The sequence below is a fragment of the Rhodococcoides fascians A44A genome, from assembly GCF_000760735.1.
Classification (GTDB): domain Bacteria; phylum Actinomycetota; class Actinomycetes; order Mycobacteriales; family Mycobacteriaceae; genus Rhodococcoides; species Rhodococcoides fascians_E.
Window position 1 is genome coordinate 25,485 of record NZ_JMEX01000001.1, and the last position, 17,643, is coordinate 43,127.

Annotated in this window: 16 protein-coding genes; 11 read left to right on the forward strand and 5 right to left on the reverse strand. The window is 62.4% G+C overall.

The features are described 5' to 3' along the window. Positions 1-345 precede the first annotated feature (345 nt). Entirely contained in the window at positions 346-1,701 is a 1,356-nt protein-coding gene (locus tag BH95_RS00145; protein WP_244164734.1) for a PP2C family protein-serine/threonine phosphatase, read from the forward strand. Positions 1,702-1,865: 164 nt separating this feature from the next. On the opposite strand, the gene nhaA is transcribed toward BH95_RS00145, so the two are convergent. Then, on the reverse strand, positions 1,866-3,197 hold the full coding sequence (nhaA, locus tag BH95_RS00150) for a Na+/H+ antiporter NhaA (protein WP_037180471.1): 1,332 nt from the start codon (positions 3,195-3,197) through the stop codon (positions 1,866-1,868). Positions 3,198-3,542: 345 nt separating this feature from the next. On the opposite strand from nhaA, the gene BH95_RS00155 reads away from it, so the two are divergent. The 3 genes from BH95_RS00155 to BH95_RS27670 all read left to right on the forward strand — a co-directional run bounded on the left by BH95_RS00155 (position 3,543) and on the right by BH95_RS27670 (position 6,650). After that, complete coding sequence (locus BH95_RS00155) at positions 3,543-5,405, forward strand: BCCT family transporter (RefSeq protein ID WP_037180473.1); 1,863 nt, start codon at positions 3,543-3,545, stop codon at positions 5,403-5,405. 500 nt (positions 5,406-5,905) lie between these two features. Then, positions 5,906-6,136, forward strand: coding sequence for a hypothetical protein (locus BH95_RS00160; RefSeq protein WP_157773000.1), 231 nt, complete (start codon positions 5,906-5,908; stop codon positions 6,134-6,136). Between the two features lie 55 nt (positions 6,137-6,191). Next, on the forward strand, positions 6,192-6,650 hold the full coding sequence (locus tag BH95_RS27670) for a helix-turn-helix domain-containing protein (RefSeq protein ID WP_052059910.1): 459 nt from the start codon (positions 6,192-6,194) through the stop codon (positions 6,648-6,650). Between the two features lie 314 nt (positions 6,651-6,964). On the opposite strand, the gene BH95_RS00170 is transcribed toward BH95_RS27670, so the two are convergent. From BH95_RS00170 to BH95_RS28635, 4 genes are all read right to left on the reverse strand, one after another. After that, a complete protein-coding gene (locus tag BH95_RS00170; protein WP_037180554.1) occupies positions 6,965-7,168 on the reverse strand; it encodes a cold-shock protein in 204 nt (67 codons plus the stop codon). 324 nt (positions 7,169-7,492) lie between these two features. Further along, positions 7,493-7,945, reverse strand: a complete 453-nt coding sequence (locus BH95_RS27675; protein WP_052059911.1) for a DUF2306 domain-containing protein — start codon at positions 7,943-7,945, stop codon at positions 7,493-7,495. Between the two features lie 143 nt (positions 7,946-8,088). Beyond that, entirely contained in the window at positions 8,089-8,622 is a 534-nt protein-coding gene (locus BH95_RS00180; RefSeq protein WP_037180476.1) for an alpha/beta hydrolase, read from the reverse strand. 73 nt (positions 8,623-8,695) lie between these two features. Beyond that, complete coding sequence (locus BH95_RS28635) at positions 8,696-8,848, reverse strand: hypothetical protein (protein WP_157773002.1); 153 nt, start codon at positions 8,846-8,848, stop codon at positions 8,696-8,698. Positions 8,849-9,056: 208 nt separating this feature from the next. Here BH95_RS28635 and BH95_RS29760 point away from each other — a divergent pair, with 208 nt between their 5' ends. From BH95_RS29760 to BH95_RS27685, 7 genes are all read left to right on the forward strand, one after another. Beyond that, complete coding sequence (locus BH95_RS29760; RefSeq protein WP_052059912.1) at positions 9,057-9,995, forward strand: glycine-rich protein; 939 nt, start codon at positions 9,057-9,059, stop codon at positions 9,993-9,995. Between the two features lie 833 nt (positions 9,996-10,828). Further along, complete coding sequence (locus tag BH95_RS00195; RefSeq protein WP_157773004.1) at positions 10,829-11,509, forward strand: hypothetical protein; 681 nt, start codon at positions 10,829-10,831, stop codon at positions 11,507-11,509. 279 nt (positions 11,510-11,788) lie between these two features. Further along, positions 11,789-12,946, forward strand: coding sequence for a hypothetical protein (locus BH95_RS00200; RefSeq protein WP_037180484.1), 1,158 nt, complete (start codon positions 11,789-11,791; stop codon positions 12,944-12,946). 266 nt (positions 12,947-13,212) lie between these two features. Beyond that, positions 13,213-14,529, forward strand: a complete 1,317-nt coding sequence (locus tag BH95_RS00205; protein ID WP_167336889.1) for an AAA family ATPase — start codon at positions 13,213-13,215, stop codon at positions 14,527-14,529. A 26-nt stretch (positions 14,530-14,555) separates the two neighbouring features. Continuing rightward, on the forward strand, positions 14,556-15,134 hold the full coding sequence (locus tag BH95_RS27680) for an RloB family protein (RefSeq protein WP_157773006.1): 579 nt from the start codon (positions 14,556-14,558) through the stop codon (positions 15,132-15,134). A 930-nt stretch (positions 15,135-16,064) separates the two neighbouring features. Further along, positions 16,065-16,742 carry a hypothetical protein gene (locus tag BH95_RS00215; RefSeq protein ID WP_157773008.1) on the forward strand — a complete coding sequence of 226 codons (678 nt, stop codon included), beginning with the start codon at positions 16,065-16,067 and terminating at the stop codon, positions 16,740-16,742. Beyond that, positions 16,723-17,520, forward strand: a complete 798-nt coding sequence (locus tag BH95_RS27685) for an adenylate/guanylate cyclase domain-containing protein (RefSeq protein WP_052059914.1) — start codon at positions 16,723-16,725, stop codon at positions 17,518-17,520. Before BH95_RS00215 ends, BH95_RS27685 begins: the two co-directional genes overlap by 20 nt. The last annotated feature ends 123 nt before the right edge of the window (positions 17,521-17,643 follow it).

A 17,643-nucleotide genomic window follows, 5' to 3' on the forward strand; every position in this document is an offset into this window, starting at 1 on the left:
ACGTTGGTGCGTGCGTGCCATGAGGTGGGTTCACGGCGACGGCGTCGCGCGGAGACCAGCTCACGTGCACTGCTGCGGGACAACGCCAATGCAGACCGCCTCTGACCCGGTCAACGATCAGCCCGGCCCCGCGAGCGGTCGACTTCACGCCAGTGTCTGGGACGAGTTGTGAAACGACCGGGTTCGCCCGTCTCGGGTACTTCAGGGTCGGTGTTTGATAGGAACTAATGGTGACTGCGTTCGAACACCGCCTTGCAGCCCCAGTCGGGGTTTTCTGCGGTACGTTGCCGCGTTCCCAGACGGGAGTGGTTACGCCGCTGAGCGCCCCGCGTCGAGGGGTTCCTGGTGACGGGCGCCGATGACGGCGCCGACGACGATCCAGTCGGGGGCGCACCGCATGGGGTTGTCGGTGCGCAACGGGTGTTCGATCTGCTCGATACCGCCCCGGCCGGGTACATCGTCGCCGACGCCGTCTCCGGGACTGTGTGGTACGTCAATCGAACGTTGTGCCGTGTTCTCGACCGATCAGCAGAACACATCATCGGCACCGACGTCGGTGCGATGTTCGCATCATCCGATGTCGATGTCCTCACGGATCTGCTTGCCACTGCTCCGGACGCGTCGAGCAGCGCATCGGTGGGTGCGGCCGCGGACCTCGTCGGTGCAGGCGGAGACCGGTTGCCGGTGTTGTTGATGGCCAACGCCGAACGCTCTCCTGACGTCGAGGTAGACGGCGGCGACGCACGCGGCGACGACCGGCGAGGAGTGAGTGTGCGGATCACCGTGCACAGTGCCCTCGCCGATGGTGCTCGGCAGCAACTGCTCACCGACGCCCGCGACGTGTCCCAGCAGGCTCGATCTCTGGCTGAAACTGCTTGCGAGACCGCAGAAGAGGCGCTGGGTAGGTTGCAGGATGCGCTTGAGACATCGCAGGCGGCGCTGGAAGCCGCTCAGGCCGAACGGAACCGAAGTCACATGTTGGCGACCACGCTGCAGCGCACGTTGCTGCCGCCGATTCTCACGGCGCCGCCGGGTATGGAGGTCGCCGCTTACTACCATCACGCCGTCACCGAGGACGTCGGCGGTGATTTCTACGATCTGTTTCCCCTCGACGGGCGTACGTGGGGGTTCTTCCTCGGCGATGTCAGCGGTAAGGGCCCCGGCGCCGCGGTGGTGACGTCGCTGACGCGGTACTCACTACGCGCGGCTGCGGTGTTCGATCGTGATCCGGTCACGGTTCTGCACAACTTGAATACCGTGCTTCATCACGAGTTTCGAGGCAATGATCCCCGGTTCTGCACGGTCGTCTACGGCACGGTGACTCCGAGTGGGGAAGGTGGTGCCGTGATCGAGCTGGCCAGCGGTGGTCATCCGCCGGCTCTTGTGCTGCGCGCCGATGGGACTGCACAGTATGTGCACACTCCCGGTGGGCAGTTGGTCGGCGCTTTGGCTGCACCGAGGTTCACCGCGGCGCACATACAGCTTGCGGCCGGTGATGTGTTCGTGCTCTACACCGACGGTCTCACCGAGGCCCGGACCGGACCCGGTCGCGGCCGCTACGACGACTACGGCGCACTCGAACGGTTCGCGCAGAAAGCAGCCCCGACCACCGCACCCGGAATCATCGACGACCTCGTGGACTTGCTGAACAGCTTCGGAAGCGGCCTCGAAGACGACGTCGCGCTCCTGGCGCTGTCGTAACAGCCAGTCCTCGTCGGTGGCCGGTGCCAGGTACGGTAAACCGCGCGTTCGCCTGCGTGAGTGGGCGCGAAACAAGTGGTGCTGGCCCCCTGTGTTGATGGGGCACTTGATACTCACTGTTGTGTGTCGCCGGACGCCTGGGTGGTGCCGGGGCCCGATACCGCCTATTTCGGTGCGTGCGGGGCTGGATGGGACTGTTGGTAGATGTCGGGGATCCCGTCGTGGTCGTCGTCGCGAGTTTCTTCGTCGTGGATGCGCTTGTAGAGGCGATTACGCGATCGCAGGAGGATCGATGCGAGGACGGCGGCGAGGATCGATCCGGTCAGGACGCCGATCTTGACGTGATCGTCGCGTTCGGTGCCGGGGCCGAAGGCGAGATCTCCGATCAGTAGGGACACGGTGAATCCGATGCCAGCGAGCAGCGAAATGCCGATGACGTCGATCCACTGCACCGATTTGTCCAGTGCTGCTTTGGTGAATTTCGAGAGCACGAACGTGGTCCCGAAGATGCCGACGGTCTTGCCCACCACCAAGCCGGCGATGATGCCCAGGGCAATTGGATCGGTCAGTGCGCTGGTGAGGCCGCTGAACCCGCCGACGGTTACTCCGGCGGCGCAGAACGCGAAGACTGGGATCGCCACCCCGGCCGATAGCGGCCGGATACGGTGCTCGAAATGCTCGGCCAGACCGGGGCCTGCCTCGGGTCCGCCCGCTGCTCGGCTACGCATCACCGGAACAGCGAAGCCCAACAGCACTCCCGCGACGGTGGCGTGGATGCCCGACTCGTGCACCAGCACCCAGGTCACGAACGCCAGTGGGAGCAGTATCCACCAGGATCGGATTCGTTTCTGGACGGCGACCGTGAACAGGGCCAACGGAATCAGTGCCAATCCGAGTGCTCGGAAATCGACTTCGTCGGTGTAGAAGACAGCGATGACGGTGATCGCCAGAAGGTCGTCGACGACAGCGAGGGTCAACAAGAAAGTGCGCAGAGCGGTCGGAAGATGCGTGCCGATCACCGCGAGGATGGCGACAGCGAATGCGATGTCGGTGGCGGTGGGTATCGCCCATCCTTGTAGGGCGCCGTCGCCTGTGGTGCGGTTGACGAGTACGAAAATGATTGCCGGTAATGCCATTCCGCCTATGGCCGCGGCAATGGGTAGTGCTGCCCGCGCGGGGTCGCGGAGGTCGCCGGCGACGAATTCGCGTTTGAGTTCGAGCCCGACGACGAAGAAGAAGATGGCCAGCAGCCCATCGGCCGCCCAGGTCGACAGGGTCAGGTCCAGGTGCAGTGCCGACGGTCCGACGGTGACGTTCATCGCTGCGTGGTAGGCGGCGGACCAGGGTGAGTTCGCCCAGATCAAGGCTGCGACGGCGGCGATGAGCAGCAGGATGCCGCCGACGGTTTCCTTGCGGAGAATTGCTGCGATGCGGTTGGCTTCGGAGTAGGAGCCGCGGGAGAACAGCGGCCTGCGGGCAGGTGGGGAAGACGTCACAGCAGTGGTGGCCTTTCGATAGTTTTCGGGCACGGTCGTCTCATGCCGACCAGACTTCCCGGCGCACCGAGGATCGACTCTATCGGCAGCGGGACGCTGCGACGAAATCGAGCCGCCGGGCTGCGCAGTCGCATCATCAGGGGCAGGCACCGGGTGCGGAGAGTGGGGGTGAACGGTGTGATCAGTCGTGAGGCTGGCTCGACTGTGTAGTGGCTCTGCGGGCATTCACTGGGAAGGAATTTTGGTGCCTTGTGGTGATGGCATTACCGTGCTGTGAAGGTCGGGGTCAGTGTCGATAGTGAAAAAACGTCGATGATCGAACACAACGCAAGGACTGCAACGCTTATGAATTCCGTGAAGACAGCGTGGCGGGGTCTACGCAAACCGGTCTTCCTGCCCGCTTCGGCCATCATCGCCACAATGATCGTGTTCTCGGTGGTGTTCGCCAGTACCGCATCGGATGCTTTCGATGCCCTCAACACTGCGATCACCGACGGTGTCGGCTGGTGGTACATCCTCACCGCTACCGGTTTCGTTCTGTTCGCCCTGTACTGCGGCATCAGCCGCGTCGGGAACATTCGACTCGGCCGCGACGACGAGAAACCCGAGTTCGGGGTGTTCTCCTGGTTCGCGATGCTCTTCAGCGCAGGGATGGGCATCGGGCTGGTGTTCTACGGTGTCGCCGAACCCCTCTCCCACTACGTCACCCCACCCGAAGCCGGCGGCGTCGCCGGTTCGACCGACGCCGCAGCGAATCAAGCCATGGAATTGACGCTATATCACTGGGGTCTGCACGCGTGGGCGATCTACGTCGTCGTCGGTCTCGGCTTGGCGTACATGACCTACCGCAAAGGTCGGCCCCTGTCGGTGCGTTGGCTCCTCGAACCGCTGCTGGGACGCAGGCGGATCGAAGGCGGGATCGGGCACGCCATCGACGTCATCGCCATCGTCGGCACTCTCTTCGGTGTCGCGACATCCCTCGGTTTCGGTGTGCAACAGATTTCCGCCGGCCTGGACTATCTCGGGTGGGTCGAGACCAACAATTGGCTCACCATCATCCTGATCGTCTTCGTCACCGGATTGGCGACGTTCTCGGTGGTCTCCGGCGTCACCAAGGGACTCAAGTGGCTCTCCAACATCAATATGGTCCTCGCCGCGGGACTGGCGGTGTTCGTGCTACTGCTGGGTCCGACACTGTTTCTGATGCAGTCCTGGGTGCAGAATCTCGGCGGCTACGTCCAAGCACTACCGGAGTTGATGTTGCGGACCTCCCCGTTCGCCGACGACGGCTGGGCAGGTGCGTGGACGATCTTCTACTGGGGCTGGTGGATGAGCTGGGCACCGTTCGTGGGCATGTTCATCGCACGCATCTCCCGCGGACGCACCATCCGAGAATTCGTGTTCGGTGTGCTGCTCGCTCCGACGATCATCGGCTCACTGTGGTTCACCATCTTCGGCGACGCAGGCATTCTGCGGCAACGCAACGACGGTGACATGCTCACCGCAGCCGGTGAAGTCGATACCAACACCACCCTGTTCGCATTGCTCGACGGGTTTCCTCTCGCCACCGTCACCAGCGTGCTGGCGATCTTGGTGGTGGTGTTCTTCTTCGTCACCTCCTCCGACTCCGGGTCGTTGGTGATCGACATCCTCTCCACCGGAGGTGACCTGGACACCCCCAAGATCACCCGCGTCTACTGGGCCGTCCTGGAAGGAATCGCCGCGGCCGTGCTGCTGCTGATCGGCGGTTCCGGATCGCTGACGGCACTGCAGACCGCCTCGATCGCCACCGCCGTCCCGTTTTCGATCGTGCTGGTCTTGGCCTGCGTGTCGATGCTCAAAGCCTTCCGCTACGACGTCGCCACCACCCCGAGTTATGTGCGTGTGACTCCCGCCGCCGACGCGACCACGCCGCCCGGCGGTGACACGCCCGTAGCGACACCCAGGCGCCGCGGCTCCGGAATTTCCTCCACCTTCTCCGGACTGTCGCCGTCACGGGAGAACCTGGCCACACCGGCATCGAATCACCTCGTCGTTGCCGTGCATCAACTCACCTCCGACCAGATCGGTGTCGATCCCGACACCGGAGCCGTGGCCTACTCCCCCGAGGACGCCCCACGTGATCCCCTCGGCGGTGAAGTGTTCGACACCCCCGAGTTCGCGGACTCCGCCGAAGGACACGCCCAAAAGACGAAAGCGGTGGACTGACTGCGCGGGACTGCGTTCGCAAGTCTCGGCAACACCGATTCGCCCACTGTGCATTGGGTGCGCGCCGAGGCCGGGCGGTGCCGGTCTGTGGTGCCGGCACCCCGTCCATCGCTGTCTTGAGGGCGCCTGCCGTGGGCGGGAGAGCGAGCCCGGTCCCAGTGCCCGGGTATGCCCGGGCACGTCCTTGTTCACGGGTGTCAGGTAGCGGTCGCACAGGGCAGGCGCAGTCGACATCGCTGTTTCGCCCGTCCGGTGGAACGGGCTGTGGGCCGCTTACATCGACGTGGAGTCCTCGATTTCGCGCCTCGCACGGTACGCGGCGACAGCAGCGGCGGCGATGCGTGAGCCCGAACTCGAGATCGACCTGGTCGTGACCGCTGCGTCATCGAGTCTGCACGCCAGCTGTGGGGTTCCACAGTGCACGCCGGGTGCTCGAACGTGCCGGTACATTCCGGTCGCTAGGGTTCTGAGCGAGGTGTCTGGTGCGGTAGACCTGTTGGGTGAACAGGACGGTGCGGGCGGCGGCCGCGGTGATGGTGATGTTCCTGGTGATAGGGATCTTGTGGGCGGCGATCGGATACGTCTACACGGGAAACATCGTCTCCGGGGCTTTGGTGTGGGGTGGAGCCGTGGTTGCGGCCGGGTGGGTGATCGTGGGTGTGGGAGTGACCGGAAAAGTAGTTCGACTGAAACGTCGACGCCGTCGCAGCGGTATCTCGGGAGGAGAGTAGACCTGAGGTTGTGCCCCACGCCGATAACACCGACATTAAACGTCTGGGAACAGCTGTGCGGGACCGGCGCGCGCAGTTGAGTATCAGTCAGGTCGAGCTGTGGAAGGCAGGAGGACCGTCGAACAGCACGTTGACCAACATCGAGTCCGGTCGCGATATGCCCGTTCACCCCAAAATGCTCCGAAAGCTCGATTTCGCCCTGGGATGGCCGCCCGGACGGGCATACGAACTCCTGCACGGCGATTCCCTTGGCGATGCGGGCGCGCACGAACACCCGCCGTTGGAGGTAACCGGCTGCGACGGCGCTGCGGATACAGCGGGTGCGCCGAGGCCGGTGGTTCTGGCCGAACCTGTGATCGCGGCATTGCTTTACGATGCAGATCAAGCCAGACGCGCCCTCGTTCGCTACAGCAACCGGCAGCTCGGTTTCGATGCTGTCGCGGCACGGCTCTATAGGCTCATCGACACCGCCGAGTTGCTCGCGCACCAGGCCAGCAGTGATGGTGTCGACTGAAATCTGGGACCGCAGCAGACGAGTGTGTTTACGATGGGCGTTGGTTGATCGTCACAGTTGTCTGTGGTCACACCGATCAGCCACCCCGGCGTTTGATTGCTCGCCGAAGAATCGAACGCCGGGGCAGGCGTCTCAGCGGGCGATGTCCTCTCATATTTCGGGGGCACCGCCCTCGGCAGCTGGTGGTGCGAGGCGCGCGCGGCAGGTTTACTTTCGAACCCCTCCGCGACCAGGACCGGGCGGCCCCTTCTCGACACGGAGAAGGATGACGCGCCCGCCCATACGAGTCCCCGGTTCAGGCTGCCAATAAAAACTCAGAGAGCGCGGACGCTGGTGGCCTGAGGGCCTTTGGTGCCTTGTCCGATCTCGAATTCAACACGCTGGCCCTCATCGAGTGACTTGTATCCCGAGCCCATGATTTCGGAGTAGTGCACGAACACGTCGGCTCCGCCGCCGTCTTGTTCGATGAACCCGAAGCCCTTCTCGCCGTTGAACCATTTCACTGTTCCCTGCGCCATGACCATCGAACTTTCTTCTCGTGAGCCCAGCAGTCACGTCGACCACTCGATCTCGGCACCGATCATGACATCCGAACCGAATGTAGACGAGCATCGCCCAGGTAGCCGACTTCCACCCTCGACTTCCACTCTTGACGAGGAGTGAGGTCGAGTGGTGCACGTGGTGGCCGATGGGGTTGTCGAGCGCGGGCGTTCATGCGGCCGGAGGTGGGGTCGGCGGCGTGGACGGTGGCGGCTGCGTTGCGAGCTCGGCAGTTGCGGCACGTGGCCGGCCATGTCTTCCACAAGGACACCGGCGCTTGGAGTGAGAGGTCCTGGTGCAAGTCACTGCACCCGGGGTGCTCTACGCCAACCCCGAACGATCGCAACGAAGCCGACGATCAGAGGCAGCTGCAGAAAGATGATGGCGTTCAACGCATCATGCGGCAGGGGGAGTTCGTCGAAGAACTGCGCCGTCCCGGTAACGATCAGCAACAACAGCGTCGTTTGCATTGCGGCGCCATGGCGGCGCGGCCAGTCCCGTCGCCGTCGAAGCTTCGCCTGCATCGTCCCGTACCCCATCAGGGCAACAACCACGAGGGAGATCCCGTGGAAAACGCTGGGCCCGTCTCGTATCTCGTAGATCCACAATGAGCAGAGCACCATGACCGACAGCGCACCGACGTACATCCGACCAGCCCACCGGTGGAAGAGCGTTCCCTTCGTGGCCACAAGCACTACCGCGCCGCATGCCGCAGCACTGACCGCGGCGAACGTATGGACGTCGATCACCATCATCTCCCCAAGCTAACCATGTACCGGGCGGGCGGTAACCGCATCCGTGATGCGTCATCCGGAGATGGAAACTGCGGTCAGGAAGATTCGGTCGATCACCGGAGATCCCGGTGATCGTGCTACCCGACACGTGCCGTCGGCACGGTCTAGGTCAGTGTGCAGAGGGTGCCTTCCGGTGGGGATTTCAGGTCCACGAGGTACTCGGCTACGACCGTGTCGACGCAGTCGTTCGCTCCGGAGAACGCGACGGTGTGCTGGTCTCCGTCGACGGAGAGCAGTGACCCACCCAGCGTCTCGGCAAGGCTGACACCACCCGCGTAGGGCGTGGACGGGTCGCCGGTGATGGAGATGGTCAACGTGTCGGGCAGACCGTCGATATCGGTTGCGTACGGGAATCCCAGAGTGGGTTCGACGGGCCAGGATTCACACGGGTCGCGTGCACCTTCCGGCCCCAGACCTGAGTCGGTGAACGGCGCGATGCCCTGAATTCGCTCCTTGAGCTCGACCTCCTGTTCGGCAGTGTTGCGCTGCTCGTCGTTGCAGTTGATCGCGTACAGCGCCTCGGCGAAATTCGGGTAGGCGCCGTCGACAGCCGATGCAATTCGTGGCCATCGTTGCGGGCGATTCCACTGCCATCGTCGACGGTGACCACCCGAGATGGTCAGCGACCGAGCGGGCACCGCGCCGGCGGCACTGGTGGTGGCACATCCTCGTTTTCGCCGTCTACCGTCCCTACGACCCGGTGAAAGGGCGCTACTCGATGCGATACCTGCTCGCACCCGTCCACTCTCGGATGCTGCCGGTCACCACCGAGACCGCGACGAGTGCACGGCGTCCCACACCCGGTGACGCGTAGATTTCGGCGAGGGCGGTCTGCGCGGTCCGAGTCCTTGGATTCGTGAACACCGACGTGCCCCGTTCCGACTGGTGTCGGTCACAGTCGCGATGGTGCTTGTTCCGGCGGGGGTGGTGTGTCAACGTCAGGCTCCAACCGAGTGATGTGACCATCCGTCGAAGGTCCCAGAACAGGGACTGGTCGAGGATGCTGCCGATGAGGTTGCATCGTTTGCGGGATCGGACTCGATTGGACGACACGGAAGCAAAGACCCAAAGTATGAACACTTTCACGCATCGGCGTTACGCACTGATCGCAGCTGTCACCGCTGCAGCGGCACTACTCGCGCCGATCGTTGCGAGTGCAGATCCGCTCTCGCCGGAATGCGTGCAGGAGAACGCGGCGGGGTCTGTCACGTGTACGTACACCCAGGGTGTCACGGCGTTGACGCTGCCCGACGGTGTGGACTCGGTGCAGATCGCCGCGGTCGGGGGCCGCGGCGGCATCATGCGCGGGCTGCCGACCGAGACGCTGTTCGGTCGTGGTGCGTCGGTGACCGCGACCGTGCCGATGCCCGATGGGGTGCGGGTGCTGTACGCAGCAGTCGGCGGGAACGGTACCGACACCGCGGTCGGCGTCGAGCAGGTCGGTTTCGGTGGAGCCAACGGCGGTGGATTCGGTGGAACTCCGACCAACGAGGCGCAGTTCATCGGTGCTGGAGGGGGTGGGGCATCGGATGTGCGTTTCGATCAGTTCGACCGTTTGTCGCGCATTCTGGTTGCAGGCGGCGGAGGTGGGGCGGTGACGTTGCCGGGTGCAGACGCCGTGGAGGCAGCATCCTCTGCTGCTGCCGACGGCCCGAGAGGTGGCTCCGGAACTGCGACTGTGGGAGGGGCGGGCGGTGCCGGGCAGCTTGAGCAGTGGAATGGAAAGCCGGGAAGTGTCGGGGTGGGCGGCGACGGCGGCTACGATCCGATGGGCATGATGGGATATGTGACCGGTGGGGGAGGCGGCGGAGGCTGGTACGGCGGTGGCGGCGGGGCTGCAGATACTTTCGGAAGCGGCGGCGGAGGATCGTCACTGGTACCGGCCGGCGGGACGTTCTCGCTGACGAACGATGCGCCCTCCATCACGATCAGCTACCAGATCCCCTCGACCCCGCAGCTGCCGTCGTGCACTGGATCGTCTTGCCTTCCAAACTTGTTTGGAAGCAGCTAGAACCGGCTGTTGCACGGGTAGCACCAACACGAACCTCAGGACGAGGGACGACGCCGCGCTGGTTTATTCGTCGACACCCGAAACGGAGAATACGGCGTCGCCCCATGCGAATGGGGCGAGATGATCTCGACGATCGCCATCGCACCAACATGTCATGACTAGTCGCTCCAAGATTTGTAGATGTCGGCTATGAAAATTGCATTTTCCGCACCGTCGACATCAAATTGCCAGTTCAGCACAGTTTTACCTCCGCCGATGGAACCGCCATCGCCACCAGACCGGCCACGCCAGCCTCGACTCCGTCGAGGTGTACCGGCGCGAACACGCGCCTCTGGTCGGAAACGCTGTCACTGACATTGGCCTTTGATAGGTCATCCAGGCGCATCGCAATGGTGCGTCTTGTTCGAGTATCGCCAGCCCCTTCTGTCGGTGCTCTGACCTACTGTTAGACGAGGTCTGGTTCCGCCAATGGGGGAGTGATGGGCAAGTCGAAGTCCAAACGTCGCAAGAAGTCGCCTAAGGATGCCAGTAGGCGCCCACGCGCCAGTCCTCCTCGCAACTTGGAGTCGCCAGAAGCTGCGATCGCACGTGCACTCCTATCACGTGCGCTGATTCCGTCACGCGCTCGTATCGACTCACGAATCGAGGAGGCCAGGCTCTTCGAAAGGTGGCGTGTCAACCCGAGCCAACCGCGACCTGGAAGTCCTCTCGACCTCGACGATTCCGAATTTTTCTCTGCGGTCGTTACTGAGAACGTATCGGCGTCTCCAACTCGCGACCACGCGCTTTTCCCGACGATGGTTGCTGCGGAGAACTTGACTACGGTTGTTCGGTTGATCGACGACTGGGACCGTAACGGTCAGATGCGCTCGATGTCAGTAGTAACTTTGTGTCGGTCTGCGCTCGAGTCGTCCGCTCGCGCGGTATGGCTCTTGTCCCCTACAGAACGGTCGGAACGCCGCGATCGCGCTTTGCGCATGGTCAAAGCAGAAGTACTCGGACAAAAGAAGTTCTTGACAAAGCAAGTCGCTGGGTACGAATCCCTAGGGGCGCAACATGAGTCCCATCTCGCCGATCTGCGTTCCGACCTCGACAAGGCGGTTAGCGTACTCAGCGACTTAGACGCGGTTGCGGGTGCGCCGACAATCGAGCAACAGATCGAAATTGCTTCTGCGTGGGTGGATGAGACAGCCGTGAACCCACAGCACACCCCGATGGCAGGTATGGCGAAATCGATGTACTCAATCGCATCGGGTTTCGCACACGGTTATACCTGGACGACAAGACACATGCAGGAAACAGCCGACCTCTTCAACATCACAGCGGACTTTCTATACGTCGCGACAACGATGCTGAACGCTGCGGTGATCTTGCATGAGACACAGTCGGCAGCCTCGTCGGACAGTATCAGCGAGCTGTGCCCTGCCCACTTACGCGATGTCGCCCGGACATTCCACCATCGATACGTTCCCACAGAAGGGAAACGGTCGAATGTGAACTACGCGGCCAACTAAGACGGCCGACTGAGCAGAGCAGGTAACAGATCGTTCTGGTGCACGTCTATGCGCGGAGACGCCGGTTGTCGTCAAGGCTCGTGAGCATGCGGTTACCGCGTTTAGAGCCGCCATCATCTACGCCGGTGACGGCTGTACGGCATGCGGTCCTCGACGTCGGCCGTCAATCTTCTCGGAATCGTCATCACGAGATCGGGTAGATCACTCCCGATTCGCCGCGCTTTCCGTGAAGGTCGGAGCATGGACTCCAGATATAACGCTAATTCAGAAGGACTGAGGATGAGTTCGAGCTACGGGTGGCTGCCCGACCACCATCTGGCCGTGGCGGCGACGCTCGCGCACGCCGACGAGCTCATCGGAGAAGTCGCCAGCCTCCTCTTCGACTATCAGACACAGCCGGAAGGAATCATCCAGCTGCGAGAGGTGCCGATGATCACGCACAGTCGGACTGTCGTGGTGAGCATCTCGCCGATGCCGCGCAAAGTCGTCCTCCTCGCCGCCGACGCCCTGGTCGTCCTGCGAAACGCGATCGAGCACACCGTATTTGCCGAAGTCGAGTACCGCGATGGCACCCTCGACGAGAAGGTGGCCAAGGTCGTCGAGAAGCCGGCGGCGCAGACCTACGATGCATTCGAGGCATGGGTGAAGGGCCGTGCGAAGAACGGACCTCCCTCCCTGCAACGGGGTGGTGAGCTGATCAAGCGCATCGGAAGGCTCCAACCCTTCCACCGGACCATAAGCTCGCACGAGCACCCGATGGCGCTGCTAGCCCTGCACACGAACCATTCGAAGCATCGCACACCAGCGGTCACGGCCGTCCGACTCGCTGCAATCCATCGCGAGGACCTCACGCCGCCGACACTGGCAGATGTCGAGCGTCGTCCAGAGGTGCCATTGCAGGTCGGAGAGGTGATCGCGGAGACCCCCAGAGGCAAGCGCATCCCTGTCGCGCTCTTCCCGACCATCGGTATCAACCGGCCCGGTACCGAGCGCTGGCCGGTGCTGGTGAAGGAACTCGACGAACTCGCTACGTGGGTGCGAACTCAGGCAGTGCCACGGCTGATCACCGGGATCGAACCACCGGCACCGACCTTGCCTGCTCGGTACGAGATCTCGGTTGGCCGTGAAGACGAGCGCAGCGCGTTACCAAGCGGGTCGGCGACATCTGCAGCACAGTTGCATAGCGATCGCCTGGAGGCCGCGTCTGCTCGGCTTGACATGGTAGAGACCATCGTTCAGATGGATGACGCTCCGAGTGCTGCGCAGATCTCAGCATGGCTGAAGAGCCTGTCGGATCGGGAGCTTCTCGCTCGGGTGCGGGAGCTGAGAGCTACAGCAACGTACGAACCGGAGATCGTGCTGAGCAACTTCGCCGCGCTTGAGCGGATGCGTGACGATGCTCGACGGTTCTCGCGGCTACCGGTGGATGGGACATAGGAATTGATGTCTGGTTCGAGGGCCCTGTATTTCGCGCGCACCGGCTAGAAGAGCTCCGGCAGCGCCACGCCGAGCGCGGTCGAATACAGCGTCAAGACTCGCGCCACTCTCGGAACGTCACCCACCTGTGTGACGTTCTCTTGAAGGATCACGGCAAGTTGGCAAACTGGTCCGCTTAGTACGATATAGACATCCGAAGTATGCAATCCGCTCGAAAATAGTAAATTTGAGCTCTCTCGGAATGCTATAGTCGGTCCATGATCCTGTTGAGCTTCACGGTGCGTAACCACGCCAGCGTCAGGGATGAAATCACGCTCGACCTCACGCATTCCTCCCTTCGGACCCTGCAGCCGAGGAACTTCGACTGGTCGAGCGTGAGTTACCCGCTCGCGGGCATCTTCGGCGGTAACGCAACAGGGAAGTCCGCCGTGCTCGATGCCCTCCGCTACGTCTTCACGGCCATCCAAATGTCCGCGACCAGCTGGCAGGCATCCAAGTCCGTGCACCGGGCGCCTTTCCGGCTCGATGGGACGGCGCGCTCGTCCTCGAGCACATACGAGCTCGAATTCGTCCACGACGGACGCCGGCACCTGTACGGCTTTGAGGTCGACGCGGAGGGGATCAGGCGTGAGTGGATGCGCGATGTGCCCAGCTTGCGCTGGCGCACCCTGCTTGAGCGTGACCGCGAGGATGGCACGCTCACGTTCCACGCGGCATTGCGCGGTAAGATCGAGGTCACCCCGCGGGAACTTGTCCTCAGCCGTGCGCTCCTGCTGGAAGACACGACACTGCACGCGGTCGCCCACGATCTGGTGACGCACTTCGATGCGGTGCTTGTGAAGGACTCTCATCGCGAGGCTCGTCTCCGAGACATTGCCGACTCACTGGCAGAGAAGACGATCACCTTCGCCGACCTCGAGGCACTTCTGCAGGTTGCCGACATCGGCGTCGTCAAGGTCGCCATCGAGGAAAGGGACATTCCTGAGCAGGTCCGGAAGGCCGTTCTCAAGTTTCAGCGCGAACTTCGCGAGGAGTCAACGAAGGAGCCCGACTCTGCCGACGACGTCGAATCCGAGCTCGACCTCGAGCAGCTCGAGCAGGTCATCCGGCATCTTGTGTTCACCCACCGAGGCGGTGCCGAGGACTGCCCCGCCTTCTCGATCCAGGAGGAGAGCGACGGGACGGTCGCTTGGCTTGCCACGGCGGTACCGGCGCTCGAGACGCTCCGACGAGGCGGACTCCTTCTGGTTGATGAGATCGATTCGAGCTTGCACCCACACCTGCTCGAGGTTCTGCTAGGCGCTTTTGCGGATCCGACGGTCAATACCAAGCATGCGCAGCTGATCTTCACAAGCCACGAGTCCTATGTGTTGTCGCCCTTAAGCGAGGTAAAGCTTGTTCCTGAGCAGGTCTGGTTTACGGACAAGTCTTACGAAGGTGTCACCGAGCTGACCAGCCTGGCGGACTTCCCGAAGCACCCGGACGCCAACATCTCCCGGCGGTACCTCACCGGCCGCTACGGCGGAACCCCGCGTTTGTCGCCGAGCTCGTTGGCCGCGCTCGTCCAGTCCGAGCCGGCTTGAATATGACCGGCGGCCAGCGAGGACGAGTGCGCACGAGTCGGCCGCAGCGCAATCCTGCCCGGCGCATCCTCGTCGTCGCCGAGGGCACCAAAACCGAACCCCAGTACGTCGAGCGGCTCAACAGCTATCTGCGCAGCAAGTCGACCACGGCGATCGTGAGAACGGTCGGGGTGGGAAAGGATCCTCTTCGGGTCGTGGAAAAATCCATCGAGTTGCGCGACGCTGCCGCGGACACCGAGAAACGTTATGACATCTGTGTGTGCCTGGTCGATGTGGACGAGCACAGCACCCTAGAGCACGCGAGCCGTCTGGCCGAGCGCGAGTCGATCCTGCTATTGGTCTCGAACCTCAAGTTCGAGGCCTGGCTACGCTGGCACGTCGAGGACAAGAGATCCGCCTTGAGCTCGTCACAGTTGGACCAGCGGATGGCGACGCTGAATCTGACTACGGACAAGACGCTGGCGCTGCGCTTCCCCATCGACGGCGTCGACGACGCCTGCAGGACCGCCCGAGCCGCGGATCCCTCAATGCGGGCCGGCCGCACCGGTCCGGATCCATCGTCGGCATTGCCTATCCTCGTTGACCTCATGCGCGGCGCGAGCTGAGGTGCTGCAGCGAGTGCTGTGGTTGCGGCAGAAGTCAATTCAGATCCAAAGTGCATCACGGGCAGCGAGCACCTCAGTTATGAGTCGGCCGCGAGGAAGCGTCCGACATCCGTGCCAGCTCGGGTCGAGATGCCTGGCCCTACCACGAAGCAAGGGTCTGCGCCATGATGCGGCGCAGACCCTCGCTTCTGACGTCAATCGAGCGCTCTGACCAACTGAGCTAAGGCCCCCTGTGGTGGAGCCTGCGGGGATCGAACCCGCCTCTCTCGAGTAGCGGAGGTGTGGGCGGCGAAACCCATCAGAGCCCTTTCGCTCTTCATCCCCTCATGCCTCGTCGGCATTGCACCTACCTGAGGTCGCGTAGATCTTTGCGCGACCCCAGGCGATGCAAGCGCCAGTCGGTTCACCGCGCGTTTCTCCCAAAGAAGGTCTCCACGCCCGGCCTTGTCGTGCTCGCCGCGACGCCTGCCCCAAAGAAGGGCACTGCAGTCTGCTTTGAACGAGTCGGTCTCGCAAAACCGAACAACCGCTGACTCCTAGGACATTACCAGACTGGAGCGTGCTTGTCCAATCGGTCACCCCGTACCACTCAAAGGATCATTTGGAAATAATTAGATAAGAAACCCAGGTTATAACCGCAATTAATATTCTAGCAAATCTGAAACATTCGACACGTCGAGCTTGTGCCACCTCTTGTGTTACACTTGAGCCACCCGCTAAGGAAATACTTCTACTACTCGTATACTACCATTGGAGGTGCGAAAGATGTCGCTTGAGCAGGCGGTGGGAATCGCACGTGACTTCGAGGAACGCAGCAAGCGGAACTCAATACCGGTTCGGACCGCATTCGTCCGGTCCGGCATGGTGCCGGATGCAGTACAAGGTGACCCTCCGATGGCGACTCTTCTTCGAGGCGGACGCGGCGGGTTCGTGCGAATCGCGACGATGCTGGCGTTGATCTGGCGTTGCTCGGCCGAGCCCTACAACACGGACATCAAGGCTTCGGCGATTGCTCGACTGTGGAATTTGCCGTCACCCGACACCAACGGTGCCCGTCGGGTTCAAGAAGCGCTGGTCGCCCTGGCCGATCGTCGTCTCATCTCGGTCGAGCGGCACCCGGGGAAGCAATCGACGATCACGCTGCTGGATGACGCGGGGACAGGTGGCTCGTACGAGTCGCCGAACAAGGCGTACAACACCGCCCGCCGCCGGAAGGTGAAGCCGGCGGGACTGCTGCGCCACAACTACTTCAAGGTCGATGCCAACTGGTGGAAGTCCGGTCAGATTCAGCAGCTCAAAGGACCCGGTCTCGCGATGCTCCTTATTTTGCTTTCGGAGGACACACCACTCAGGCGCGAGACAGGTATCTGGATCAGTCCCAGCAACTTTCAACAGCGCTATGGGTTGTCTGTCGACACGCGCAAGGTGGGTCTGAAGCAACTGCAGGATCTCAAGCTCGTCTCGGCGTCAGCCCAGCTGCAGCAGGACGTTTTCGTACAGAACCGCCGGCGTGTGTTCTACGAACTGGCCGACCCGAACGCTATGCGCACCAATCGACCGACCGTGCAAGCGGGAATGACAGAGAGCGATGGCCAGAATGTCGTTTGAGCAGCGGTTTCACTCATTGCAGGACTTCCTCGCCTCGACGGTCGCCGACGTCGACGGCGTCCTCAACGACGGCGCAGGCTTTCCGTTCCCAGTGAAAGGTAGAGAGCTGGACGCGACGGTGCTGTTCGCGGACATAAGCGGATTTTCTACCCGAACCCTCGGAATGACTCCGGCTGAAACGCTCATCTATGTACAGAACTTCTTTGCCTGGATCACGGCCGAGGCGCTACACGGTAGGCCAGGCATCGTCGATAAGTACATCGGGGATGAAGTGATGGTGGTCTTCTCCGAGGAGTTCGGTTCAGTGGACCCGTTCGGCGACGCCATCCAAGCTGCAATCGCGATGAGCCGCCACGATGTTCACGCGTATCGGCCTCACATCGGTGTGGCCAGCGGTCCAGTCATCGTCGGGTACGCAGGGACAGCGTTACGGTACGACGTATCGGTCTTCGGAGCCCCAGTAGCACTGGCGGCGAGATGCGCCGCAGTCAAACCCGATCCAGCGACAACAGGCTTCGTATCGTCCACAATCGTGGCACCGGAACCCAACTGGACCGGGCGAACATTGAGCGACTTGTACCAACCAGACATCCCTGGGGACGACAGTTTTCAGCTCCTAGAAGCCCGGGAGGTCCCAATGAAGGGAATTGGAGATGTCTCTGTGCGAGAGCTCCACAACACCGGGTTCTGGGCTCCGACGATGCCCGCCGAAGCCCGCGCTCGACTTGGCATGGAAACCCTCCGAGAAGCCAATCGCTACTGGCCACGCACGTCATAGTCGAAATGTGTCGAGCTTCAGGATCCCGGAAGACATCGCCCGGCCTCCGGCTAAACTATTCGGCGTAGCCCAGCCGAAGGCACACAGAGCTGAACAACGCGTCCGTATTCGGTCTCGCGAGAA